At 58.8% G+C, this 23,506-nt stretch carries 22 protein-coding genes and 1 pseudogene; 6 read left to right on the top strand and 17 right to left on the bottom strand.

What is annotated here, in order from left to right:
- The first annotated feature begins 189 nt into the window (after positions 1-189).
- Complete coding sequence (locus ABH912_RS07845) at positions 190-990, top strand: hypothetical protein (RefSeq protein ID WP_429510288.1); 801 nt, start codon at positions 190-192, stop codon at positions 988-990.
- 42 nt (positions 991-1,032) lie between these two features.
- On the opposite strand, the gene ABH912_RS07840 is transcribed toward ABH912_RS07845, so the two are convergent.
- From ABH912_RS07840 to ABH912_RS07800, 9 genes and pseudogenes are all read right to left on the bottom strand, one after another.
- Positions 1,033-1,776, bottom strand: coding sequence for a hypothetical protein (locus ABH912_RS07840; protein WP_429510287.1), 744 nt, complete (start codon positions 1,774-1,776; stop codon positions 1,033-1,035).
- Between the two features lie 202 nt (positions 1,777-1,978).
- Positions 1,979-3,430 carry a M15 family metallopeptidase gene (locus ABH912_RS07835; protein ID WP_429510286.1) on the bottom strand — a complete coding sequence of 484 codons (1,452 nt, stop codon included), beginning with the start codon at positions 3,428-3,430 and terminating at the stop codon, positions 1,979-1,981.
- A gap of 71 nt (positions 3,431-3,501) precedes the next feature.
- A complete protein-coding gene (locus ABH912_RS07830; RefSeq protein WP_082459073.1) occupies positions 3,502-3,663 on the bottom strand; it encodes a DUF2986 domain-containing protein in 162 nt (53 codons plus the stop codon).
- A 221-nt stretch (positions 3,664-3,884) separates the two neighbouring features.
- Positions 3,885-4,949, bottom strand: coding sequence for a methyl-accepting chemotaxis protein (locus ABH912_RS07825; RefSeq protein WP_419866184.1), 1,065 nt, complete (start codon positions 4,947-4,949; stop codon positions 3,885-3,887).
- Positions 4,950-5,183: 234 nt separating this feature from the next.
- Positions 5,184-5,450 (bottom strand): annotated as a pseudogene (locus tag ABH912_RS07820) (PAS domain-containing protein); the annotation flags it as partial.
- A gap of 374 nt (positions 5,451-5,824) precedes the next feature.
- Entirely contained in the window at positions 5,825-6,280 is a 456-nt protein-coding gene (locus tag ABH912_RS07815) for a VOC family protein (RefSeq protein ID WP_429510285.1), read from the bottom strand.
- A gap of 78 nt (positions 6,281-6,358) precedes the next feature.
- A complete protein-coding gene (locus tag ABH912_RS07810) occupies positions 6,359-7,684 on the bottom strand; it encodes an epoxide hydrolase family protein (RefSeq protein WP_429510284.1) in 1,326 nt (441 codons plus the stop codon).
- A 106-nt stretch (positions 7,685-7,790) separates the two neighbouring features.
- On the bottom strand, positions 7,791-8,699 hold the full coding sequence (locus tag ABH912_RS07805; RefSeq protein WP_429510283.1) for an alpha/beta fold hydrolase: 909 nt from the start codon (positions 8,697-8,699) through the stop codon (positions 7,791-7,793).
- Positions 8,700-8,709: 10 nt separating this feature from the next.
- Positions 8,710-9,423 (bottom strand): SDR family oxidoreductase, encoded by a 714-nt coding sequence (locus ABH912_RS07800; protein ID WP_429510282.1) that lies wholly within the window; start codon positions 9,421-9,423, stop codon positions 8,710-8,712.
- 193 nt (positions 9,424-9,616) lie between these two features.
- Here ABH912_RS07800 and ABH912_RS07795 point away from each other — a divergent pair, with 193 nt between their 5' ends.
- Both ABH912_RS07795 and ABH912_RS07790 read left to right on the top strand, forming a co-directional pair.
- On the top strand, positions 9,617-10,207 hold the full coding sequence (locus ABH912_RS07795) for a TetR/AcrR family transcriptional regulator (protein WP_429510281.1): 591 nt from the start codon (positions 9,617-9,619) through the stop codon (positions 10,205-10,207).
- 27 nt (positions 10,208-10,234) lie between these two features.
- Positions 10,235-10,408 (top strand): hypothetical protein, encoded by a 174-nt coding sequence (locus tag ABH912_RS07790; RefSeq protein WP_429510280.1) that lies wholly within the window; start codon positions 10,235-10,237, stop codon positions 10,406-10,408.
- Between the two features lie 3 nt (positions 10,409-10,411).
- Here the strand turns inward: ABH912_RS07790 and ABH912_RS07785 are convergent, their stop codons facing one another.
- From ABH912_RS07785 to ABH912_RS07770, 4 genes are all read right to left on the bottom strand, one after another.
- Positions 10,412-11,977 carry an amino acid permease gene (locus ABH912_RS07785; RefSeq protein ID WP_429510279.1) on the bottom strand — a complete coding sequence of 522 codons (1,566 nt, stop codon included), beginning with the start codon at positions 11,975-11,977 and terminating at the stop codon, positions 10,412-10,414.
- Between the two features lie 154 nt (positions 11,978-12,131).
- Complete coding sequence (locus ABH912_RS07780; protein WP_429510278.1) at positions 12,132-13,292, bottom strand: iron-containing alcohol dehydrogenase; 1,161 nt, start codon at positions 13,290-13,292, stop codon at positions 12,132-12,134.
- Positions 13,293-13,295: 3 nt separating this feature from the next.
- A complete protein-coding gene (locus tag ABH912_RS07775) occupies positions 13,296-14,687 on the bottom strand; it encodes an aldehyde dehydrogenase family protein (protein WP_429510277.1) in 1,392 nt (463 codons plus the stop codon).
- Between the two features lie 10 nt (positions 14,688-14,697).
- Positions 14,698-16,071, bottom strand: a complete 1,374-nt coding sequence (locus ABH912_RS07770; RefSeq protein ID WP_033056563.1) for a glutamine synthetase family protein — start codon at positions 16,069-16,071, stop codon at positions 14,698-14,700.
- A gap of 212 nt (positions 16,072-16,283) precedes the next feature.
- On the opposite strand from ABH912_RS07770, the gene ABH912_RS07765 reads away from it, so the two are divergent.
- On the top strand, positions 16,284-16,601 hold the full coding sequence (locus ABH912_RS07765) for a carboxymuconolactone decarboxylase family protein (protein WP_033056561.1): 318 nt from the start codon (positions 16,284-16,286) through the stop codon (positions 16,599-16,601).
- Positions 16,602-16,609: 8 nt separating this feature from the next.
- Here the strand turns inward: ABH912_RS07765 and ABH912_RS07760 are convergent, their stop codons facing one another.
- The gene (locus tag ABH912_RS07760; RefSeq protein ID WP_429510276.1) at positions 16,610-17,062 is read right to left on the bottom strand and encodes a hypothetical protein; all 453 of its coding nucleotides are present in this window, start codon (positions 17,060-17,062) and stop codon (positions 16,610-16,612) included.
- 591 nt (positions 17,063-17,653) lie between these two features.
- On the opposite strand from ABH912_RS07760, the gene ABH912_RS07755 reads away from it, so the two are divergent.
- Both ABH912_RS07755 and ABH912_RS07750 read left to right on the top strand, forming a co-directional pair.
- A protein-coding gene (locus ABH912_RS07755; protein WP_429510275.1) for an IS3 family transposase occupies positions 17,654-19,206 on the top strand; the annotation gives its coding sequence in 2 pieces (ribosomal slippage) (positions 17,654-18,116 and positions 18,116-19,206; 1,554 coding nt in all).
- Positions 19,207-19,698: 492 nt separating this feature from the next.
- The gene (locus ABH912_RS07750; RefSeq protein WP_429510274.1) at positions 19,699-19,971 is read left to right on the top strand and encodes a DUF2790 domain-containing protein; all 273 of its coding nucleotides are present in this window, start codon (positions 19,699-19,701) and stop codon (positions 19,969-19,971) included.
- Between the two features lie 63 nt (positions 19,972-20,034).
- Here the strand turns inward: ABH912_RS07750 and ABH912_RS07745 are convergent, their stop codons facing one another.
- The 3 genes from ABH912_RS07745 to ABH912_RS07735 all read right to left on the bottom strand — a co-directional run bounded on the left by ABH912_RS07745 (position 20,035) and on the right by ABH912_RS07735 (position 23,503).
- On the bottom strand, positions 20,035-20,973 hold the full coding sequence (locus ABH912_RS07745; RefSeq protein WP_429510273.1) for a LysR family transcriptional regulator: 939 nt from the start codon (positions 20,971-20,973) through the stop codon (positions 20,035-20,037).
- Positions 20,974-21,038: 65 nt separating this feature from the next.
- On the bottom strand, positions 21,039-21,989 hold the full coding sequence (locus tag ABH912_RS07740; RefSeq protein ID WP_429510272.1) for an aldo/keto reductase: 951 nt from the start codon (positions 21,987-21,989) through the stop codon (positions 21,039-21,041).
- 23 nt (positions 21,990-22,012) lie between these two features.
- Entirely contained in the window at positions 22,013-23,503 is a 1,491-nt protein-coding gene (locus ABH912_RS07735) for an efflux transporter outer membrane subunit (protein WP_429510271.1), read from the bottom strand.
- Positions 23,504-23,506: the final 3 nt, after the last annotated feature.

The following is a 23,506-nucleotide window of genomic DNA, read 5'->3' as shown; positions in this document are numbered from 1 at the left end:
GATTGAATTGCAGATATGGTATACGAATTTGCACTGAGTGTTCCTTCGGCAATGACCAGGACTTCCAGCCATTGCAATATCTTCCCGATCCGATGGCAACTGCTACGCTACGTTCTGGCAGCGCTCGAGTCGTTCATGGCCATTGAGGTGGCGGGCGACAGGCGGCAACCTGCAAGGAGGCAGGCAGTTGTGACCAGGCACAGTGTTAATTCGAGTGCGGACATCGTTCCCGAGCCTCTCGCTCGGGAAGAGGTGGAGCGGGTGCTCGCGCAGTTATTGGCCAGCCCATTGTTTGCCAAGTCCCGGCGGATGGGCAGCCTGCTGCGCTTTCTGGTCGAATACGACCTTCAGTTTTCGGACATCCCTCTTACCGAACACGCCATCGGCATCGCGGTGTTTCGCCGTGATCCGGCGGTCTATAGCACCGGTGATGATCCAGTGGTGCGGGTGCAGATAGGCCGGTTGCGGCGCAAACTCGCCAGTCATTACGCCACGTTTGGCCAACAGGATCCGGTGCGCCTGAGCCTGCCGGCCGGTTGTTATCGGCTGGCGTACCAGCGACTCAGACTCAAAGGCATCGCTATTCGCCATCCTGTCCTGCAACTCCAGCCGTTTACCTGCATCACCCGCGACGGCGACGACTTTACCCAGGGCTTGTGCGAAGAGTTGAGTTGCAGGCTGTTCGAGTCGTTCGAACAGGCGCAAACGCCTGCGAACCATGTGCTGATGAAGGTGCCGCGAAGCAGCGTAAAAGCACCGGACCTTGGGCGGGGCGGGCGCGGCAGCTATTCCCTGGAAGGCAGCGTGCGGGTGGAACCGGCCCGTGTCCGGACTTCGGTACGCTTGATTGATGTCGCTCAGGGCCGCATTCGCTGGTCAGCGCAGTTTGATCGCAATCGACCGTATGGCATTGCCACTCAGGAAGACCTGGCCGAGTCGATCTGTCAGTCGTTGACGGGCTATTTCGCCCGGGGTGGCAGTGACGATTGATGAACAGAGGGGCAACCACAAGGTTGCCCCTGGAGGCTGACGTTACACGACCGTCCAGCTACCGCCTGAGTAGAGGCGGGTTGCACTGTTATCGAAGGTCAGGTCGATTTCGATGGATTGCGAGCGTGAGGTGCTGAACATGGTGCTGGTCTGCACGTTCTGTTCGAACCACACCAGAATAGTCTCGACGGGGGTTAGCACGGTCTGGCCGGTGACGACTTGAGCCGAGGCCACGTAGATGGGCGTGCTGATCTGCTTGCCATCGATGCCCGTGGACAATTGGCTGAGGCCGGGGTGGATCGCACCGTAGTTGTTCACCAGGGTGATGGAGGTGTCGGGGCCACCGCTCGTCGCCGAACCCAACAGGCCGGCATTGTCGAGTATCGACTGTTGGCCCAGCCCGATATTGACGAGGTTGGTCGACACATCAACCTGCACGTTGGCCTGGAAAGAGTTGGCGCCGAACAACTGATACTGAGGCGTCCAGCTGAACGTGCTGTTACTCAGGTACTGAACGTAGGACTGCCAGACCACGTTGTAGGCTTCATTGCCAACCTTTTTGGCAAAGCACAGCTTGTAGCCTGATTGTTTGAGCAGGGTCAGATCAGCGGCGGCGATCTGGATCTTGACCGACTTTTGGGTGGCCGCCAGGGTCGACGTCAGCACCTTGCTGTAGTCGGTGGTTTTCAGGGCCGTTGGGGCGACGCTCTGGAACGACTTGAAAGCCTCTTGCACGTCTTTGTGCAGTTGCTCGCTTTGTTTGCTGACTGCGTTTGACTGACTCATGGTTTCCCTCTTCCTTGGTTGAGTGTTGGACAATCAATGGGCAGCGGGCTTCGAATCCGGCGCTGTCACGACCCTGTAAGCACATTGACGGCTTCACGATAGGCGGGTCGCGCAGTGCGGCGAAGTGTCTTGGCGTTACAGTCAGGAGGGGCATTGGCGCCGGTGCAGATCAGGAAGTAACAGCCTGCGTAACGGTGTTGTATCAACGTTCGGGAAGGTTCCAGCTTTCGCGGAGTTGCTCATATTCCGCTTCGGGCATTTGAACCAGCAGCGGGGACTGGCGAGGGTCCAGCCAATTGAACAAGCGAGAAATATCCGCTTGATCCATGGCGGTGCAGCCCAGTGTCGGCGAGGTGGGACCGCGCCAGATGTGGAAGAAAATGCACGAGCCCCAGGCGGGGGACGCCGGCGTATTGTGCTCGATGAAAATGCCTTTTCGATACGTGTCGTCATCGCGACGCATACGTTCGGAGCTGTTCCAGTCTTTCGAAACAGTCGCGCCATTGACCAGCTCGTTATAGCGGGCGGAATGGCTGTCATCCACGCATTCGATGGTCGGGGTCAGCGCCAGGTAAGGCAGTCGGGTGTCGGCCGTGCTGTCGTAGCCAAACGCCGTCCCCAGTTTGAATACCCCGGCTGGCGCTTTTCCATCGCCTTCACGTTTGATCGGACCTTCGCGCTGCTCAACGCTGCCAAGACCCTTGCCCCACGCCAGCCCGCTCTTGCCGACCACCACCGGAAACGGCGCTTCGTATTTTCGAAAGGTGTTGCCCTGCCGTTCATAGCGCTGGGCCGTGCCCTGAATGTCAGTCCAGTTTTTTGTGGTGACCACAATCAGCTGATTGGCGGTGTCGAGTACATCGCGTGTCCCCAGCGGCGTGATGGGGAAGTCCATGACGTTCTTCGGCGAACCTTCGCCGTTGTAGGTGAAGTGCCACCACTCCTTCGCGTACCCGGTAAACCCTTCTTTCTCCATGGCCGTGCTGAGCTTCTGGCGATTGTCCCTGGCGGCAGCGCTGATCGTCGGGTTGTCGGTATGCGCTCGCTCATCGAAGCAATCGAAACCGGTGCCCATGTCGAGTGCGCCATCGCGCCAACGCTGGCCATAGGCGGCCGTGCAATCGACTTGCCCGGCTGATGGCGTCCAGTTATCGGCGGGCAGGGCATCCGGGCCGGTCAGTGTCAGGTCCACGGTTGAGCCTTTGGAGTGGCCCGACACCCGGGCCACGTAACCCAGGCGCCAGAAGTCCTGCTTGTCCACGCGCGGATAGAACTCGGCCTTGCGTGGGTCGCCGGGTTCCGTCGCGAAACGCCCCATATCGGCAACGGCACGGCTGGGCCGATAACAGTCAAACACCTTCAAACCGTAGCCTTGCGCACGCAACGCCGTTTGTACCCGAGCGAGGGCCTTGGCGGCGTCCAGCGATAACAGGCATTGCGCCGCGTCGTAACCGTCGAGCGGGTGGCCGGTGAAGTTGTGAGCGCTGGCATAGCGAATGTCTTGCTCGATGCCCGGATCAATCGTACGCAGATAAACCATGTTCTCAGGGCGTGTCTCTGCAGCGACCATGCCGGGCGCGACAATGCTCAGGCACAGGGCCCATCGCAGACAGGTCCGCGCGAGCCTTCGTGGCAGACGGACTGGAAATGGCATCGAGAAGGACGGAGGTTTGATTGGGCACAAAGGGCGCACGCGATACCTCCAAAGATTCTGGTTTCGATGGATCAGCTCTCAGGGGGAGTGATCGGGTCCAGACCGGGTTCAGCAGCCAGTTTCAATCGGTCAGCTTTACTAATGTATTTGGACTTGTTTGCCGGTGCTAATTTGGCACTGGCCTTTTTGGCGTGAGCCTTTAATAACTGCTTTATTTTTTTTTGGCGATTCATGTTTTCTACTCGGCTTGTCAGTTCTTGAATGATGGCAGTGGTTTGCGCACGAAGCCTGGGCAGTGAGACAGGGCTTCACTGCGTCTTCGAGCATGACCACCCACTCAGGATCCATGTAGCGAAAGTTGTCGGGAATATCCAGAGCGTGAATCCGCTTGTGTTCGAGCAGGGCCCGGAATTGAAAGCCCGCCGGGGCGGGCTTTTTTAACAAAGTGGATGGATTATCGGTTAAATCGCTCGACCAATGAATACTGAGTTTTAGCGGTCTGGGTCAATTCCTTGCTCAACTCTGCCGAATGCCTGGCTTGTTCAGATGTTTGGTCCGCCAGATTAGCAATGGTCGTGATATTGCGGCTGATTTCCTCGGCCACGGCGGTTTGCTCTTCGGTCGCAGCGGCTATCTGGGTCGTCATGTCCGTGATGTTCGCGACGGCCTCACTGATACCGACTAGTGCCTTGTCTGCCTCAAGCACCCACGCCACGCCTTCTTCGGCCTGTCGATGTCCGCTTTCCATGGTTTTAACCGCATTGCCGGATGAGACCTGCAACTTGGAAATCAGGTCATGGATCTGGATTGTGGACTGAGTCGTGCGCTGTGCCAGCTGACGCACTTCATCAGCGACTACCGCGAAGCCTCGACCCATGTCGCCCGCGCGCGCGGCTTCGATGGCTGCGTTCAGCGCCAGCAGGTTAGTCTGATCGGCAATGCCTTTGATGACATCCACCACCGTCCCGATTTCATGGCTGTCCTTGGCTAACTGCGCCACCGTCAGCCCTGTCTCGCCCACCACGACAGAGAGGCGCTGAATGGCTTCTCGAGTGTCTCGGGCCACCTCGCGTCCACGTCCGGTCAGCACATTGGCTTCTTGAGTGGCGTCGGCAGTGCGCTGGACATGGCTGGCGACCTCCTGCGTGGTGGCCGCCATTTGATTGACTGCGGCCGACACCTGCTCGGTCTCGACCCGTTGGCGGTCCAGTCCAAGAGAGCTATCGGCGGCGAGGCCATCGGATCTCCCTGCCAGACTGGTCAGTTGCTCTGCCGTGTCTTGTAGCCGAGTGAGGCAGGTCTTGAGCCGGGACGCCTGACTGACAAACGCCGTTTCAAGGCGTGCCTGGGGACCGCGTTCATCGCTGTACATTTTAGCCAGCAACGAGTCGGAGGTAGAGGCCTCAGCCATTTCCAGCAGATGCAGCGCCCCGCGGTTTTGCCTGCGGGACACAAGCAACCCGATGGGAATCGATACCCCGACAGCCAAAATGAAAGCTTCAGGCGCGCTGAGGAACATGCCGGCCAGCGTTCCGACCAACCCGATCGTCACAACAGGCAACCAGGCGAGCAGGGCAGGTTGCCATTGATCGCTGCCTGGGACGGCTGATTTTCCGAGGCTGATGCGTTTATAGACAGCTTCGGCGCGGCGGATCTGCTCGGCTGTCGGCTTGACCCTGACCGATTCATAGCCAACCACCTCACGTCCTTCGAAAATCGGCGTGACGTAGGCGTTGACCCAGTAGTGGTCGCCGTTTTTTGAGCGGTTCTTGACGATGCCCATCCACGGCTTGCCTTGCTTCAGCGCGCCCCACATATGGGCAAAGATGGCGGAGGGTACGTCGGGGTGACGAACGATGTTTTGAGGCGCGCCGATCAGGTCGGATTTGTTGAAACCGCTGATATCAACGAAGGCGTCATTGCAGTACGTGATGACGCCTCGTGCATCCGTTGTCGAGATGAGTTTTTGTTGAGGTCCAAGGGCAACCTCGCGCTGCGTAACCGGTTGGTTGTTTCTCATCTGTATTGCTCCTATGCCCTAAGCTAGAGGCATCGGCAGCAATGAGTGAAAGATGAACGAGTAATTCTAAAAGGACAGGTTGTGCGTCGGAAAAGAAGATGTGGAGCCTCGCAAGGCTACTTCGGCGGTCAATTTATCGGTTGGGATGAGGGATCTTTTCTTGAAGGCGATGGCTTTGCCGCAATTGCGGTTACCCGTGGACGAGGGCAAGTTGTACCAGCGGGCGGTTCGATTGAATCATGAGTACTAGTCGTACTCCGTCGCCCTAGGGACGACTGTTCCTTCTCACAAGCGGGATATGTCTTGCTCGGTGTACGAATGTCATCAGGCGGATGACCGCTATTGGCTATGGATTCAACCGGTCGCCACATCTCTCAGGCAAATGCAGCCTCGATAAATGCCTCCAGCGCTTTGTCCTCCAGGATCTCGATAGAGAAGTGCCCGAAGCGCTTGGGCAACCAGATGATGCGAGCCCCTGACGGGGATTGCAGGTTTGCGCGGGCCAATGGCTTTCCGTTTTCGTCTTCTGGCTGAACACCGGCGACCATCAGTTCGTCATAGGCCTTCTCGATGTCCGGTGTCGAGTAGCAGTGGCGATAAATCATCCCCTCGCCCGAGGAGTCCAGCAGCTCCTTCAGGTTCCCCGCCAACGGCTGCACCAGCATGAAACGCTCTTGGCCGATCAGCGCAATCGCGTAGCGCACGTGAAGACCACCCCGTTCCCAGACGAGCGTCTTGGAGATCCTGGCTCTAAGTATCTGCGCGTAGTACGCACAGGCTTCTTCGAGATTCTTGACCAGTACGTCGACGTGACTGAACTTCAGATCCATTGCATGCCTCATGGCGGACGGAAATCGGTGGTACGACCTGCCCATCAGGACAATGGGCAGGCCAATGCAACGCAATACTTAGCGCAGGGTGCGGAAGGCTGCGCGCAGCTCTTTGGCGAACAACTCGGGTTGTTCCCATGCCGCGAAATGGCCGCCCTTATCCACTTCGTTGAAATAGATCAGGTTGGGATAGGCGCGCTCGGTCCAGGTTTTCGGCGCCTGGTAGATTTCGCCAGGGAACACGGTCACCGCGACAGGGATCTTGATCTCCCGGGTCTTCTGTTCAACGGCATTGAAGTTGTTGGTGTTGTTTTCCCAATACAGGCGAGCGGAGGAGATGGCGCTGTTGGTCAGCCAATAGAGTGAAATGCCGTCGAGTATCTCGTCCTTGGTAAGGGACTTTTCCGCGTCGCCGCCGCTGTAGGTCCACTGGTTGAATTTATCGAACATCCACGCAGCCAGGCCTGCGGGTGAATCCGACAAACCGTAGCCGACGGTTTGTGGGCGGGTGCTCATCATTGCACCGTAAGCCGCATTTTTGCTGAAGAAGATTTTCAGCGACTCATAGGCCGCTGTCTCCTTGGCCGACAGGCCGGCGGGTGGCGGGGTGCCGTCGTTGATCGCCTTGGCGACATCAGCAGGTACGGTGGCCGGCATGTTCACGTGGATCCCCAGCAAACCGGGCGGTGCCTGGCGTCCCATGGCGTCGGCGATCACCGATCCCCAGTCGCCACCTTGCGACACGTAGCGCTTATAGCCCAGGCGCTTGATCAACACATCCCACGCCACGCCGATACGGTCAGGACCCCAGCCGCCGTCGATGGGTCTCTGCGAGAAACCATAGCCAGGCATCGAGGGAATGATCACGTCAAAGGCATCTTCGGCACGACCGCCGTGGGCAGTCGGGTCGGTCAACGGGCCGATGGCTTTGGTCAGTTCCAGAATCGAACCGGGCCAGCCATGGGTGAGCAGCAGCGGCAGGGCGTTGGGATGTTTCGATTTGACGTGGATGAACTGGATGTCGAGGCCGTCGATTTTGGTCACGAACATCGGCAGCGCATTGAGTTGTTTTTCAACCTTGCGCCAGTCGTATTGCGTACCCCAATAACCGACGAGTGCCTGGAGTTTGGCCAGTTGCACGCCCTGGGATTGATCGTTGACCGTTTCGCGGTCGGGCCAACGGGTTGTCAATACGCGTTTGCGCAGATCGGCCACCGCGTCTTCAGGAATGTTGACCTTGAACGGACGAATCGCGCTGTCCTTCTCGACGGTCGCGGTGACCTCCGGCGTCGTACTGGCCCGGGCGTAAGTTGGCGAAACGAGGGCGACCAGTGCGAGGGCACCTGCGGTTGCTGAAACAGCTAACAGGCAGCGCCGGAACGCCGCAAACGATACTGCTGACATGGTCGTACTCCAGGGGGATGGGGGCGATAAAACAAGGGCCTACATTGGATTTCCTTACCGCGACGGCGTGTCGCTCAAAGGGTTTTCGAAAGCGATGCGATCCGACCTAGTTCAGAAAGGTGTTGGCTTGCTGCACGAAATCGTTGGCATATTGGAACAATGCCCCGTGCCCCGAGCTTGGATAGATGAGCAACTTGGCGTTCGGAATATGCTGTTGCAGCGTGTAGGAATTCTCGGTGGGCACCATCACGTCGTTGCTGCCGTTGACCACCAGGGTTGGTTGGGTAATCTTGCTCAATTGCGAAAAAGTGCCGTCACCGGGAATGCTCCATTTTCCCAGCGCCGCCCCTTGGGCCGCGATGACCTTCATCGAACTGAGCTTGTCGAGGCCTTCCGTGCGCTGGTGGCGCCTATCCCAGAATTCCCGGGCCGCCTGCTGGCTTGCCGGCGCGGGATCGAAGAACAGGTAAGCGGTCTCTTCCTGCGTGGCGATCGATTCGCGCAGCGCGATCCCCGGAACCCGTGGATCATGTCCCGCGACCCCGCCACGCGGCGACGTTCCCGCCAGGATCAGCCGGCGCACCAGTTGCGGATGACGCAACGCAACTTCCTGCGCCACCATGCCGCCGATTGAAAAGCCAAGCACGTCGACCTGCGTCAACCCGCGGGCGCGGGCAAATGCGGCAACGTGGTCGGCCATGCCTTCGAATGAATCGGGTGTTTCACCGCTGCTAAGGCCCACGCCGGCATTGTCGAACAGGTAGACCGGGCGCTGCTTTGCCAGGCCATCGGTCAGTGCCGGGTCCCAGTAATCCATATTGCCGCGAAAGTGCTGTAGCAAGATGACAGGAACACCAGTCTCCGTCCCGAAGTGGCGATAGGCATAACGCACACCGTCAGCTTCGACGAATTGATTGGGTGCGCTGTTATGCGTGGCCGCTGACGCCGCAATGGCGCCGCTGACCGCGATGGCAAAGAAGGTAGCCCCGAGGGCCAGCCGCTGGAAGAGGTGCATGGTGTGCTCCTTATGCGACGGTTTCGGGATTCAGGTAAGCCGCTTGCCCAGTAGACAGGCTGGCCTTTATAGCGCGTGTCCCTTCGTCTGCGAGCACTTCTTTCAAGCCTGCTTCCACGCCGTCCAGCGACTGGATCACGACTTCGGAAGGCTGGACTTTTGGCACGTCAAAACCGTGGGTCAGGTCGGTGTCGATGAAGCCCACGTGCAGGCCTTGCACGATGGTTCCCTGGCCGTGGAGTTCGATCCGCAACGAGTTGGTGAAGCTCCACGCTGCCGCTTTCGATGCCGCGTAAGCGGACAGGAAAGGCGCAGCGACCCAGGTCGCATCCGACAGTACGTTGACGATCGCGCCGCCGCCGTTGGCTTTAAGCACGGGAGCGAAGGCCAGGCTGACGTGCATGACGCCGTAGTAATTGGTTTCGAAGATTTCGCGAGCGGCTTCCACCAGGCCAGGATCAAGCATCGATGGCAGCAAGCGGGCAATGCCTGCATTGTTGACCAGCAGCGTCACGTCGCCCGCTTGGGCCACCGCCGCGGCAACCGATGCCGGGTCGCTGACGTCAAGACGAATGGCGATCACGCCCGGAATGTTGACGCCTTCGGGATTGCGCACCCCGGCATACACCTTGCTCGCGCCACGGGCCACGAGCTCTTTTGCGAACGCCAGGCCGAGGCCACGGTTGGCGCCGGTAACGAAGGCAACGGAATTTTTTATTTTCATGAGGGTGTGCTCTGGGTTGGAGGGGCTTTCGCCCTGTAAGATTGCGATCGCAATCATTGAATTAATAATGGTGGTCGCGTTTATTAAAGTCAATACAAATATTATGTACGTAATAATGCCTTGTAGGAATAGGGTTTTCGTTCATTGTGAGTGCAACCATAATGTGCGAGAGTGAGCGCAGAGGAGCCTCATTATGAAAATCTCGAAAGAAAAATCAGAAGCCAATCGCGCCGCACTGCTGGAGACGGCGAGTCGCCTGTTTCGACAGAAAGGGATCGACGGGGTGGGCGTTGCCGAAATCAGCAAGTCGGCTGGTTTGACCCATGGTGCGCTGTACGCACATTTCCCATCCAAGGACGTGCTGGCGGCCGAGGCGCTGGCGTGGAGCCTGGAGCAGGGGAATGCCAAGCTCTACACGGGCACGGTCGATGGCGAGCCGGACCTGGAGCGTTTTCTGTCCGATTATCTATCCGTCGATAAGCGCGACGACTACGCCGAGCACTGCGCAATGGCCGCGTCCGCCAGCGAAATCGGCCGCCAGGATATTGCGATCAGCGCAACGTTTACCGAAGGTTACATGGTGCTGGTGCGGGCGTTTGAGCGCAGGGTCGCCGCCAACAATCCCGGCGTCGACGCGCTTGGCACCGCCATGGGCATCGTTGCGGCAATGGTGGGCGCCCTCTCGGTTGCGCGCGCCACGGCGAAGGCCAGGCCGGAGGTGTCAGCCCAGGTACTGCGGGGCGTGCGTCACATGATCGATGCTGCGCTGGGCAAACCGCTCTAGCTGGAGCATAACAAGGCGATCAGGGCCATGAAGGATCGTTTGAAGGTCAACGGCAAGGCCCCCAAGCAGATCATCTGTGCCGCTTTGCGCAAGCTACTGCACTTCGTTTATGGCGTGCTCAAGTCGGGCCAACCCTATGACCTGAAACTTGCGCTTGCCCCGCGGGAGCAAGCTCCCTCGCCACAGGTTACTCATCTGTAGCGATCAACTTCCAGTCCGTTTATTCAACGCCTCTTCAGCAGCGGCAATTTCAGCCTGACGCTTGACGATCATGTCGCCAATCGGCGGACCCTGGAAGCGGCGGGCTTCAAAACCGAACCAGACGATGGCCGTCAGCACCAGAAAGCCGATGGTGATGTACAGCGCCCAATCGTTCGGTGGCTGGATGCCGATGACGAAAATGATCACCATCGACAGGACCGAGAGCAGGGCAAACACGGTGTACCAGAAGCGCCCCATGTTCCACGGCCCCATGGTTGGCCACTTCGAGGTCCCGTAGGTAAACAGGCCCAGCACGATGGGAATGACGAAGGAGAAGAACAGGAAGATCACCGTGCAAGACACCACGATGGTGTAGACCGGCGTTGCACCGACGGATATCACCGACGATCCCCAGTCGAACAATACCGCGAGGGTGGCACCGGTCCAGATCGCCGCCACCGGGCTACGGAATGTCGGCGAGACCGAGGCCAGCGCTTTCGAGCAGGGCAAGCCGCCATCCCGGGAGAAGGCGAAGATCATGCGTGAAACCGAGGTCACCGTCGCCAGCCCACAGAGGACCTGCGAAATGAATATCGCCACGTACAGTGCGAGCTTCAACGTTGGATTGACTTGTGTGTTCATGGCCCAGAAAAACACGTTCCAGCCTTGCTTGGCCGCGTCATCCATGTTCGGCAGCAACAATACGAACGCGCTGAGCATCACCCAGCCGAACAGCAGCGACCAGACCACCGACATGACCATCCCGCGTGGCACCGACATGGCAGCATTTCGGGTCTCTTCCGAGGTATGCGCAGAGGCGTCATAACCGGTGATGGTGTAGATCGGCAAGAGCAGGCCGAGCATGAAAATCCAGCCGTTCGACACCTGAGGCCAAACGCTGCCGCCAGCCTCGCCGGAATAGTTGCTGAAGGTCCATAACCGGGCGAACTCATAACTGGGAGCAGAGATCAGGCAGACGATGGTCAGCGCGAGCGCCGTGGCGAAGATCAGATACCCCGAGAAGTCGGTGAGCTTCGCGGTCAGGCCGATACCCAGATGGTTACACAAGGCCTGGAGGCCGGTCAGGATCGCCAGGAAAATCACCCTCACCGTGGTGGTGTCTTCCATACCCAGGGCCGGTCCGAAGGCGCCGAAAAAGAAGTAATAGGTGCCGACGTTGATCGCACCGAGCACGGTGACCAGCCCGAGCAAATTGAACCACGCGGTCAGCCATCCGGTGAAGCGGTTTCCGAGAATCGAACCCCAGTGATAGAGGCCGCCAGCGGTGGGGTAGGCCGAGGAAATCTGCGCCATGGCCATGGCGAACACCCCGGAGATCAGGCAACCGATCGGCCAGCCGATGCCGATTGACGCACCGCCTGCACCCGAGGTGCCCTGAGCGAGTGAGTTGATGCCACCCGAGAGGATGCAGATGATCGAAAAGGAAATGGCAAAGTTGGAGAAAACGCCCATGCGTCGCGAGAGCTGCTGGGCATAGCCCATGCTGTGCAGCACCTTGACGTCATCGTCTTGCGGCGCGCTCGTGCCGGGCTGGCTTGCTGGCTTCATGTTGTGTGCCCCTCAGGTTTTGATACGCATCCATCCGGGTTTTACGTGGCCGGATGGGCTGGCCTTCAACCCCTTGTCGTACTGCTCCTGTTTCTTGCGGATAAATCCCGTCCATGCTGCGCGTTCGCACTTTGGCCATGGACAGACAACTGCTCTATAGACGGCCGTGGTACGCCGCTTCGAAAATCTCTGCCGCGCCATTTCGGGTCAATGGCAACGGGTTGCCGCCAGCGCAAGGGTCGACAATCGCCATGTCCGCGATCAGGTCGGCCTGCCGATCATCCACCCCCAACTCAACCAGCGTATGGGGCACGCCGATGTCCTTGCGCAACTTGAGGACGAAGGCCAGAAAACTGTCGAAGCCGGGCGAGGGCAGACGCAAATAAGCCGCGAGGCGGGTGATGCGTTCCTCGATGGCCGGGCGATTGAATTTCAGGACATAGGGCATGAACGTGGCGTTGGTCATGCCGTGATGGGTGTCGTACAGGGCGCCCACCGGATGTGAGAGGGCATGCATCCCGCCCAGACCTTTCTGAAAAGCGGTAGCGCCCATCGCGGCTGCCGCGAGCATTTCCGCGCGCGCCTCCAGGTCCGAGGGTGTGTGTACGGCCCGCACCAGGGCATTGGCGACCAGGCGCATGCCTTCCACCGCAATCCCTTCGGCCATGGGGTGGAAACCGGGGGCGCAATAGGACTCCAGGCAATGCGCAAACGCATCCATGCCAGTGCCAGCGGTGACCTTGGCCGGCATGCCGACGGTGAGGGCCGGGTCGCTGATGACCACGCGCGGCATCATCTTCGGGTGGAAGATGATGCGTTTGGTGTGCGTACGCTCATCGATGATTACCGCCGCACGGCCCACCTCGGAGCCGGTGCCCGCCGTGGTCGGCACCGCAATGATCGGGGCGATGCTGCCTTCGTCGGCGCGGGTCCAGTAGTCGCCGATGTCTTCGAAATCCCACACCGGCCGGGTCTGGCCGCTCATGAACGCGATGAGCTTGCCCATGTCCAGGCCACTGCCGCCGCCGAAGGCGACCACGCCATCGTGTTTACCGGCGCGCCAGGCGTCGAGCCCGCCCGCCAGATTGGCTTCGACCGGGTTGGGTTTAAGGTCGCAAAACAACGCGACGCCAAGGCCGGCGGCGCGCAAGGCGTCCACTGCTGCGATGGTGATCGGGGCGCGCGCCAGGCCACTGTCGGTGACCAGCAACGGTCGCTGGATCCCTTGACTACGGCAGATCTCGGCGAGCTCGGCGATGCGGCCGACGCCGAAGCGGATGCTTGTGGGGTAATTCCAGTTCGCGGTCAGGCTCATGGCTCAGATCTCGTGGCGCAAATGGAAGGATTTCGCGCGGGTCAGATTTTCATAACCCAGGCGCGACAGCGTGACGCCGCGCCCGCTGTTCTTCACCCCGGTCCAGGCCAGGGCCGGGTCCAGGTAATCGCAGCGGTTCATGAACACGGTACCGGTGTCGATCTCGTTGCCCAGGCGTTCGGCGGCGGCAAGGTCCTGCGTCCAGATGGAGGCGCTGAGCCCGAACTCACTGTCGTTCATCAAGGCGATGGCTTCGTCGTCGCTGGCCACAGGCATGATGCCGACCACGGGACCAAAGCTTTCCTCGCGCATCACCGACATTTGATGGGTGACGTCGACTAATACTTGCGGCGCGAGGTAGGCGCTGCCCGGTGCGTCGGCAGGAAAACCTTTTGGATCGATCAGCGCCCGAGCGCCTTGGGCCAGCGCATCGGCGATCTGCCCGCGAACGAAATCAGCGGCGCTTGGTGTCACCAGCGGGCCGAGCGTGGTGGCTTCGTCCAGCGGGTTGCCCAGCACGTATTGGCGAGTCAGCGCGACGAAGCGTTCGACAAACGCCGGGTAGATTTTTTCATCGACATAAATACGCTCGACCGCGCAACAGCTCTGCCCGGAGTTGAAGAAGCTGCCATCCACCAGGTTTTCCACCGCGTGTTCCAGGTTGGCGTCTGCCCGGACGTAGGCCGGGTCTTTGCCACCGAGCTCCAGGCCCACGCCGAGGAAGCCTCCGACGGCAGCGTGTTCCATGGATTTGCCGGCTTCGACCGAGCCGGTGAAGTTCACTTGCTGCACGCGTCCAGAGGCAATGATCGCTCCGGTATAAACGTGACTGAGCAGCAGGTTCTGGAACAGCCCTTCGGGCAGATGGGCGCGGCGAAACGCCTCGGCGAACCGTTCACCCACCAGCAGCGTTTGCGACGCGTGTTTGAGGATGACGCTGTTGCCGGCCATCAGCGCCGGGATAATCGTATTCACCGCCGTCAGGTAGGGGTAGTTCCAAGGGGCGATGACCAGCACCGTACCCAGCGGTTCGCGTTTGATACAGCGTCGAAAACCGGCGACGGGTGTGGGTTCAAGCGCTGCCAACGCTTCAGGCGCAATGGCGATCATATGGCGGGCACGCTCTTCGAACCCGCGCAGTTCGCCAGCGCCAAAACGCACCGGTCGGCCCATCTGCCAGGCCAGTTCCGGCACGATGTCAGCCTTCATGGCCAGCATCGCGTCCACCGCGGCGCTGCAGAAGGCGGCGCGTTCGCTCAGTGGCCGGCGTTTCCATTGCGCCTGGGCAGCTTCGGCCGCCGCCAGCGCCTGGTCGATTTGCGCTGCATCGGCGCAGCGGCGTTCGGCATAGACCCGGCCATCGACCGGGGAGATGAGTTGAATCGTTGAAGTCATGATGGCTGTCTCAATAGCGCTCAAAACCACGCTGCAGTTCCCAGTCGGTGATCCGCCGGTCGTACTCTTTCTGCTCCCATTCGGCGGTGTGCACGTAGTGGTCGATCACTTCATCGCCGAACGCTTCGCGCAACATGGTCGAGCCCTGGAGTGCGGCGCAGGCTTCGCGCAGGGTCTTCGAGACTTCAGGCAAGTGTTCGTCGACGTAGGCATCGCCCTCGAAGGGCGGCGCGAGGCTGAGCTTCTCGTCGATACCGGCCAGTCCCGCCGCGATCAAGGCGGCGAAGGCCAGATAGGGGTTGAGGTCGGCGCCGCCAATGCGGCATTCGATGCGGATGGATTTGCTGCCTTCTGCGCACAAACGAAAGCCTGCGGTGCGATTGTCACGACTCCACACTGCCCGGGTCGGGGCAAAGGTGCCGGCCTGAAAGCGCTTGTACGAATTGATGTAGGGCGCGAGAAAACAGGTGATGTCGTTGGCATATTTAAGCTGCCCGGCCACCCAGGAGCGCATCAGTTTCGACATGCCGAACTCAGCCTTGGCGTCGAAGAACAGCGGCTTTTTCCCGTTCTTGTCCCACAGCGAATTGTGAATGTGGCTGCTGGAACCGGCGGCGTCATAGCGCCACTTGGCCATGAACGTGATCGCCTTGCCCTGCAGTTGCGCGATCTCTTTGCAGGCGTGCTTGATGATGACGTGGTGGTCGGCCATGGTCAGCGCATCGGCATAACGGATGTTGATCTCTTCCTGGCCCGGCCCCCATTCACCCTTGGAGTTTTCCACGGGAATGCCGCTGGCCTGCAGATGCTTGCGAATCGCCCGCAGCACCGGCTCTTCGCGAGTGGTCTGCAGGATGTTGTAGTCCTCGATGTAGTGACCGGCCGTTTTCGGCTTGTGGTAGTTGCGCTCGTGGATGGCTTCGTAGCTCTCGTCGAACAGATAGAACTCCAGTTCCGAGGCGAACATCCCGGTGTAGCCGCGCTCGCGCAGTCGCTCGACCTGCTTTTTCAGAATCGCCCGCGGGCTGTGCGGTAGGTCGCGCCGATGGTGATGATCGAGCACATCGCAGAGCACCAGCGCCGTGCATTCGAGCCAGGGCACCCGGCGCAAGGTGGACATGTCGGGCTTGAGCACAAAGTCGCCATAGCCTTTGCTCCAGCTGGCGGCGGCGTAACCCGGCACCGGCTCCATGTCGATGTCGTCGGCCAGCAGGTAATTGCAGCAGTGGGTTTCTTCATGGCCGCTGTCGATGAAAAACTCGACCTGGAATCGCTTGCCGACCAGTCGGCCTTGCATGTCGACCATGCAAACAAGAACGGTATCGATCTCGCCGGAGGCGGCAGCACGCTTGAGTTGATCAAAACTGAGGAGGGGCTCGGTCATCACGTAGTCCTGCGTGAATTGTTTGGGCCTGTCTGAAATAGCTGTTGCAGACGCTCTCCAGAACAAACCAAAACCTGCAGACGCGAGCATCGTGTGCAATAAGCTGCTGTAAGCGTAGCCTACTGTTGCAGTGTGCAAGTTTCGCAAATCGCAGCCTGATGACTCGGGCGCCAAGGCGAGAACTGATCGCCCTCCAACGCGAGGAAACCAACATGACAAAGAAGAAAGTGCACAACACCTACCAGCGTCTCGAACAGCAGTACCCGGATTACCTGGCTGCCGTTGAGGCCTTGGGTACGGCGGTGCGTCATACCGGCCCGTTGGAAGAGATCGTTGTCCAGTTGATCCAGCTCGGTGCCGCAGCGGCCATCCGATCCGAGGGCGCGGTGCACAGTCATACCCGACGAGCACTGGAGGCGGGTGCTACGCCAGAGCAGATTCGTCACACGCTGATCTCACTGACCAGCACGATCGGATTTCCCACCGTTGTTGCGGCCATCAGTTGGGCGGACGATGTGATTGAGACGTGAAAGAGAGGCTATTTCCCTGAGCCTTTCTGCCTGATATCTCCGCAAAAAATATCGACGTTGCCACTGTCCGGTGCACTTCGCACGACGATGGAGTACTCACCGGAAAGCAGGACCGGCATTGCGACAGGCGCGCTTCTTGAGAAAGCCCAGCCGCGTATGGGCTGGCGTTCGGTGGTGACACGATCATTCATGGCATAAGCGACTGGCCCGGGTTGCTGGCAGCTGCCTTTATTGATGAAGGTGTAGAGGCGCAAGGGCAGAGACGATCCGCTTGGGGCACCACTGATGAAGAAACTGAACCCGGTTTCTTTGCCCCAGTCGGCCAACGTTACATTGCCGATCTGACCGGTGTTCTGCCGCGTGGCCACCAAAGGAACGCTCACTCCAGGGGTGGATGAAGTGGTGCAGCCGAAAAGGCTTGCGGTGATCATTAGAGCTGCAAGTGAGTGACTGGGCTTCATTGCCAACCTCCGGTGCTGAAGAACTGCGATGGGAGATTAGCGGGTATAGCTCATTAATCGCCTCCTTGGCGTTGCCTGTTCGAAATTCCCGGTACCGTGCGGAATGCCGTTCACTTAGATCGGGGTACATATCCGTTTCTGCGGTAACGGCCGCTATTGGTTTCGCCCTTACGGCGAGTCACTTGGAAAAGCCCCAAGTAACCAAGGGCTCTTGCCCCTTTCGTTCGGTGCCTCGCCTAGGCTCGGCATGCCCTCGCTCCGGTCCTGCTCCGTGGGCCCGCCGCCATCGGCCATCCATGGCCGGGGGCGGCTAACCCGGCATCCATGCCGGGTTGCCCACTGCGCAGAACCTCCACTCGGCCTCTCGAGGGGGCGGTGCATCCAGATCAAAAGCTGCAGGCGAGCTAACGCTCGGCCTGTTGAGTGGTGAGGAGCGTGCGTACACCCCTTCCCCCCGGTAGGAGCTGTCGAGTGAAACGAGGCTGCGATCTTTTGATCTTGCTGTGGCTGTGGCTGTGGCCCCCGGTGTCAGGGTAGTTGTCGTGTCTCCGGTTTTATCCAAAGTATTCCGGGGGCGGCAAGAGTATGGTCATGCCTTTCTACTCACCTGAACGAAAAGCCGCACTGCTGAAAATGATGCTCCCACCACTGAGCCTTTCAGCGGCTGAGGTTGCGCGCCGCGAGGGTTGCAGCGACATGTCTCTCTTTTATTGGCGCAAGCAAGCTGCAGCCAAAGGAACTCAATTGTCCGACGCCAAGCAGCCCGTAGAGAATTGGTCAGCCGAATCGAAGCTGTCGATCATCATCGAAACGTCAGCGTTGTCAGAGCTGGAAATCGGTGAGTATTGCCGGCGCAAAGGTATTTTTCCTGAGCAGATCACTGATTGGCGTAATGCGTTTATCGCCAACAACACCAAGCAATCGGCGGTGAAACATGTAAATGCCTGCCAATCACGAGACGATAAAAATCGCATCCGCGACCTGGAGCGCGAGCTGCGCCGCAAGGACGCTGCGTTGGCTGAAACGGCGGCTTTGTTGGTACTGCGAAAAAAGCTCAATGCCTACTGGGGGAGCGACGACGAGGACAGCTGACCTTGTTGCCAGAACGGTATTTACTCGTTGATTGGCTCAATGAAGCCATCCTGGCGGGCGCCCGCAGGGCGCCTGCTTGTCGGGAGGTAGGCATTTCACTGAGGACGCTGCAACGCTGGAACTTGCCGGAAGAAATCCTGGCGGATGGACGCACGACGACGCTCAGGCCAATACCGAGCAATGCGCTCAGTGAGCTCGAGCGACAAGGCATCGTGACGCTGTGCAACAGCAAAGCCTATGCGCATCTACCGCCGAGCCAGATCGTGCCGCAACTGGCTGACGAGGGACGCTATGTGGCGTCGGAAGCGACTTTTTATCGAGTGCTGCATGCGGCAGGCCAGCAGCATCACCGCTCCCGAGCCAAGCGACCGCATCGCCATGAGGCACCGACCACTTACGCAGCGACCTCGGCCAATCAGGTGTGGTCATGGGATATCACCTATCTGCCATCACCGGTTCGCGGAAAGTTTTTCTACCTCTATTTGATCGAGGATATCTACAGCCGCAAGGCCGTGGGCTGGGAGGTTTACGAAGCAGAAAGTGGCGAAAAAGCGGCGGCGCTACTGCAACGAAGCGTGACAAATGAGAAGTGCTGGCGACAGCCGCTGGTACTTCACTCGGACAATGGTGCTCCGATGAAATCGGTGACGCTGTTGACCAAAATGTATGACTTGGGCATCACGCCATCGCGCGGCCGACCACGGGTGAGCAACGACAACCCGTACTCGGAATCACTGTTCAGAACGCTTAAGTACTGCCCGCAATGGCCACACGATGGATTTACCAGCGTGGATGATGCGCGTATCTGGGTGAGGAATTTTATGACCTGGTACAACACCGTGCATCGTCACAGCCGAATCCGCTTCGTAACCCCGGCTCAACGCCACGACGGGAAAGACAAAGAAATCCTGGCGCGCCGGGACACGATCTATGGGCTTGCCCGAGAAAGAAGACCGGAACGGTGGTCGGGTGAAACGCGAAACTGGAACCCGATCGGAACGGTGTATCTGAACCCTGAAAGGCAGCTGACCGTAGTCGTAAAAGTCGCGTAGCGAGACGGTAGACGCGACAACTACCTTGAAAAACGCCGGTGGCTTCTGATTTTGATCTGTTGCCCCTTTCCCAGAGGCCGAACGCAGGCGTTGCGCAGGGGGCACCGCGGCAAGGATGCCGCGGTAGCCGCCCCCGGCCATGGATGGCCGATGGCGGCGGGCCCCCGGAGCAATGCCGGAGTGAGGGCATGCCGAGCCTAGGCGAGGCACCGAATGGAGGGGCAAAGCCTTTTGCTTACTTTTCGGCGTTTGGAAAAGTGAGTCGCTGTAAGAGCGAAACCGTAATCAGCCATCACCGCAGAAACGGATATGTACGCCCCCCGACCTTAAGTGAACAGCACTACCATTCATGCGAAATCCGGCAACAGTGTTTGTCCAGCAGGCTGCTGTTTGAGGGAGGGGTAAACACCTAGCATCGTCTCTACCGAGTGAGCCAATAGAACAAGTGTCAACCCGCTCACGAAGTTAACTTTTGACGATAGGGTGAATACGATGAAAATCTCAAAACTTGCGATGTTTCTTGCGCTTGGCGTTTTAGGTTCACAGGCATTTGCAGGCGAAAGCCAATCAACTGCTGCGGACAGCAAGACGCCTGTTGAAACCTACACATACGACACGAAACTGGATATCCAGAAAGTCATCAAGGTGACTGATATTGCTGACGAGTGCGGGCCGGTCCCGGCGCAAATGACCTACGAAGACTCTCAGGGCCAACGGCATATCCTGCAGTATCAAGTCATGGGCACTGGCTGTTCAAATGGTTGAGCCGTGTGTGGAAGATGGAGGGTCGACACTCCATGCCTGCCACACTCGTCATTTAAAAGCTTGTTATCGTTTCCTCGGCGAACCTATGATTTTTTCATCGGATGCCAACAAGTCTGGAATATAACTTTTAAGAAACTCCACCCATGTCCTGATCTTTGCATCCACGAATTTTCGTGATGGGTAGATGGCAAACAAATTCAACTCTTCAAGATGATAGTCGGGTAATACCCGCACTAACGTGCCCGCCCTGAGTCCATCGACTGCCGAAGCAATCGGCTGAACGCCGATGCCCATCCCGTTTGTAATCGCGATGGTCATGCCATCGGCGGTGTTGATGTGCAAGGGAGACAACGGGATGTTGACGGTTTCCATGCCTTCTGGCCCCTCAAATGCCCAGTTTTCAGCCGGCATGACAGTATTCACAATTCTCAGGCAATCATGTGAGCCAAGCGCACTCGGGGACTCCGGGTGTCCGCGTTTCTTCAGGTACGCAGGCGAAGCACAGAGGATGCTGTAGGTCATGCCGAGCCGCTGAGCGACAAACCCTGAATCGGGTAAATCCCGCGCCAAGACAATCGACATGTCATAGCCTTCTTCCAGCAAGTCAGGGAGCCGGTTGGTCAGGGTCAGATCAAACATCACCGAGGGATGAGTCTCTCTATAGCGGGCGATGGCATCGATCACGTAATGATTGCCAATGGCTGACATCGCGTGGATTTTCAGTCGGCCAACGGGCAGGGTGTGAGCGGTGCCTGCTTCTTCATCCGCTTCGCGCATCTCGTCCAGGATTTTCTCGCAGCGTTGCAAATAGCGCAGGCCGGCCTCGGTCAGCGCCAGGCGTCGGGTCGTCCGGTTGATCAAGCGTGTTTGCAGTCTGGCTTCCAGACTCGAAACAGCTTTGGAAACGTTGGTGGTTGTGGTGTCCAACACCTCAGCCGCCGCGGTAAAGCTGCCGCTCTGAGCGACCGCAACAAAAAAACGCATGGTTTGGAAAACGTCCATCGTTTCCACCTCAGGGGTATGGATAAAAAGGGCGGCCCTGCAACAAGACCGCCCTTTGTGGTGTATTACTTTTTCTGCGGAATAAATCCAGGTACACCCGTTTCCACGACTGAGTTGAATCGAACCCGGGTCGTAATATCGTCCTGGATTTCACGCATGGCCCTGTATGGCAGGGTAGAAATATCAATGTTTTCCTGAATATGGCTCGGTGTTGCAGACGTGGTCAGGAAAGCGACTCCCCGCTGTACCGACCAGGCCAGTGCCACTTGAGCCGGAGTCTTCTGTATGCGCTTGGCGATCCCTGTGATCACCGTGTCTTCTAATACGTTCGGCTCCATACCATGGCCGAGTGGCGCAAACGCAAGCACGATAATTCCATGTTGCTGGCAAAACTCAAGCAGTTCCCATTCAGGCAAGTAAGGGTGGGATTCTACCTGCACCACGGCGGGTTTTATCCGGGCCACTGCCACAATTTCTTGCAACCGCTCCAACGTGATATCAGACAAACCGATGGACTTGCAGCGGCCGTCATCCACCAGACGCTCAAGTTCCCGCCAAGTCTCAATTAACGTCACGCCTGGGTCGTAGATGACTTGACCGTGTTCGTCTCTGGGGTCCTGATCATCACCGGGTTGAAAGGCAAAGGGCGTATGGATCAGATAGCAATCGATGTAATCAACTTGTAGCCGTCGGCAACTCGCCTCAAAAGCAGGTTCGACGCGCTCGGGACGATGGTTGGTGTTCCACAGTTTCGTGGTAATGAACACGTCCTCGCGCCGGACCTTACCCGTCTCAATCACTTCCTGTAGGGCAACGCCGACCTTCTCTTCATTTCGATAACGTTCTGCGCAATCGAAATGGCGAAAGCCTGCTTCCAGCGCGGCCTTGACCGCTTGTGTTGTGACGCTGAGATCCCGAAACAGCGTGCCAAAGCCAACGGCCGGCATCTCACCGGTTCCGTGGATCAGAGGAAATCGGGTATCGCGAAGTGCATCGTGAAAGGCTTCGTAAGGCATATCTTTGACTCCAATATCGGGTGCTACTGATAGGAAGGTTTCGGGTCTTCGCGACTGGCCACTCGTTGCTCAAACACACCGATGGAATTACCGCCGAGTGCCACGTACAGCCGTACCGTGTCGAGGTACTGCGCGGTCTTCACTCTGATTTGACCCAGCAGCGCTTGCTCATAAGCACGTTCCGCTTCCAGCACCTGGAGAATGCTGTTCTCGCCTTGCGCGTAGGCTTGTTGGTTCAAGCGAAAACTTGTGTCAGCTGCTCGCAAGGCATCCTGCTGAGCCAGGTTTTCCTCGGCGTCATGATTGATCGCTTGCAGCGTGTCGGCGACCTGACCGAACGAATTGATGACGGTTTGCTGGTAGCCGGCGAGGGTTGCCTTGTAGCCGTCGACGGCGGCCTGGCGTTCAGCTTGCAGCGTTCCGCCATTGAAGATGGGCGCCGTGAGCCCGGCAGCGAAACCCCAGAGTGCGGCGCCGCCATTGCCGGAAGCCGCCTGTGCGAGCGACGCTGACAACTCGACATGGGGATAGAGGTTGGCTGTCGCCACGCCAACCGCGGCGCTGGCCATGTGCAGTTCTGCCTCTGCTTGCCGCACGTCCGGCCGGTCGTGGGCCATTTCGGAAGGCAGACTGACCGGCACGTTTGCCGGCAAGGCAAACTCGGCGAGCGTGAAGTCAGGCGCGATCCAATCTGCAGGGCCTTTGCCCGTCAGAATCGACAGCGCGTGACGTGCTGAATCGCGCTGCTGGGCGAGGGGTGGCAACAGCGTGCGGTCCTGGGCGAGCCGCGTCTCGGCCAGCGAAACATCGATCTGCGTGGTGCTGCCACTGGCGTGCGCCATGCGCACCAGTTCGAGGTTTTTTGTGTCATTGGCGAGCAGCTTCTCAACGGCTTCCATCTGCGCGTTGGCCGAGGCCAGCAACAACGCCTGGCTCGCGACATCGCCCGTCAGCGTCAGGTACGCCGCTTCGTAGCGATGCTTCTGCAGATCGGTAAACGCTTGCTGTTGTTCGACCTGCCGCTTATTGCCGCCGAAAACATCAAGGTCGAAGCCGACCCGTGGCCCGATCGCATAGAAATTGGAGATGGAAGGCTCTTTCGCGTTATGCACCCGTTGGCGGCCAGCCACCGCGCCAAAATCGACTTGCGGATACAGCGCACCTTCCGCTGCAGCGACGGAGGACGCCGCTTGCCGGATCGTCGCGTCTGCCGCCACGAGCTCAAGATTACCGTCGATGGCGCGACGTACAAGCTTGTCGAGCTTCGGCGAACGAAACGCAGACCACCAATCACCGTTGACCTTTTTGCCCAGGTCTATGCGTTGTTCACCGGGCTTGTTGCTGCCTTGGCCAAGACGCTGCTCGGCCTGTTGATCGTAGTGCTGCGACAGGCTCGGTGGCGGCATTTGATAGTCAGGGCCGACGGTGCAGGCGGTCAGGAACGCAAGAGCCGACACCGCACCGAACGTGGTTTTGAACAGCTGTCTGTTGATGAAGCGCGCATGGGATTTCATTTG

The organism is Pseudomonas sp. BT76 TE3572 (assembly GCF_050435365.1).
GTDB lineage: Bacteria > Pseudomonadota > Gammaproteobacteria > Pseudomonadales > Pseudomonadaceae > Aquipseudomonas > Aquipseudomonas fluorescens_W.
The sequence above is the reverse complement of the archived record's forward strand: the minus strand, read 5'-3'. Positions and strand labels throughout refer to the sequence as shown.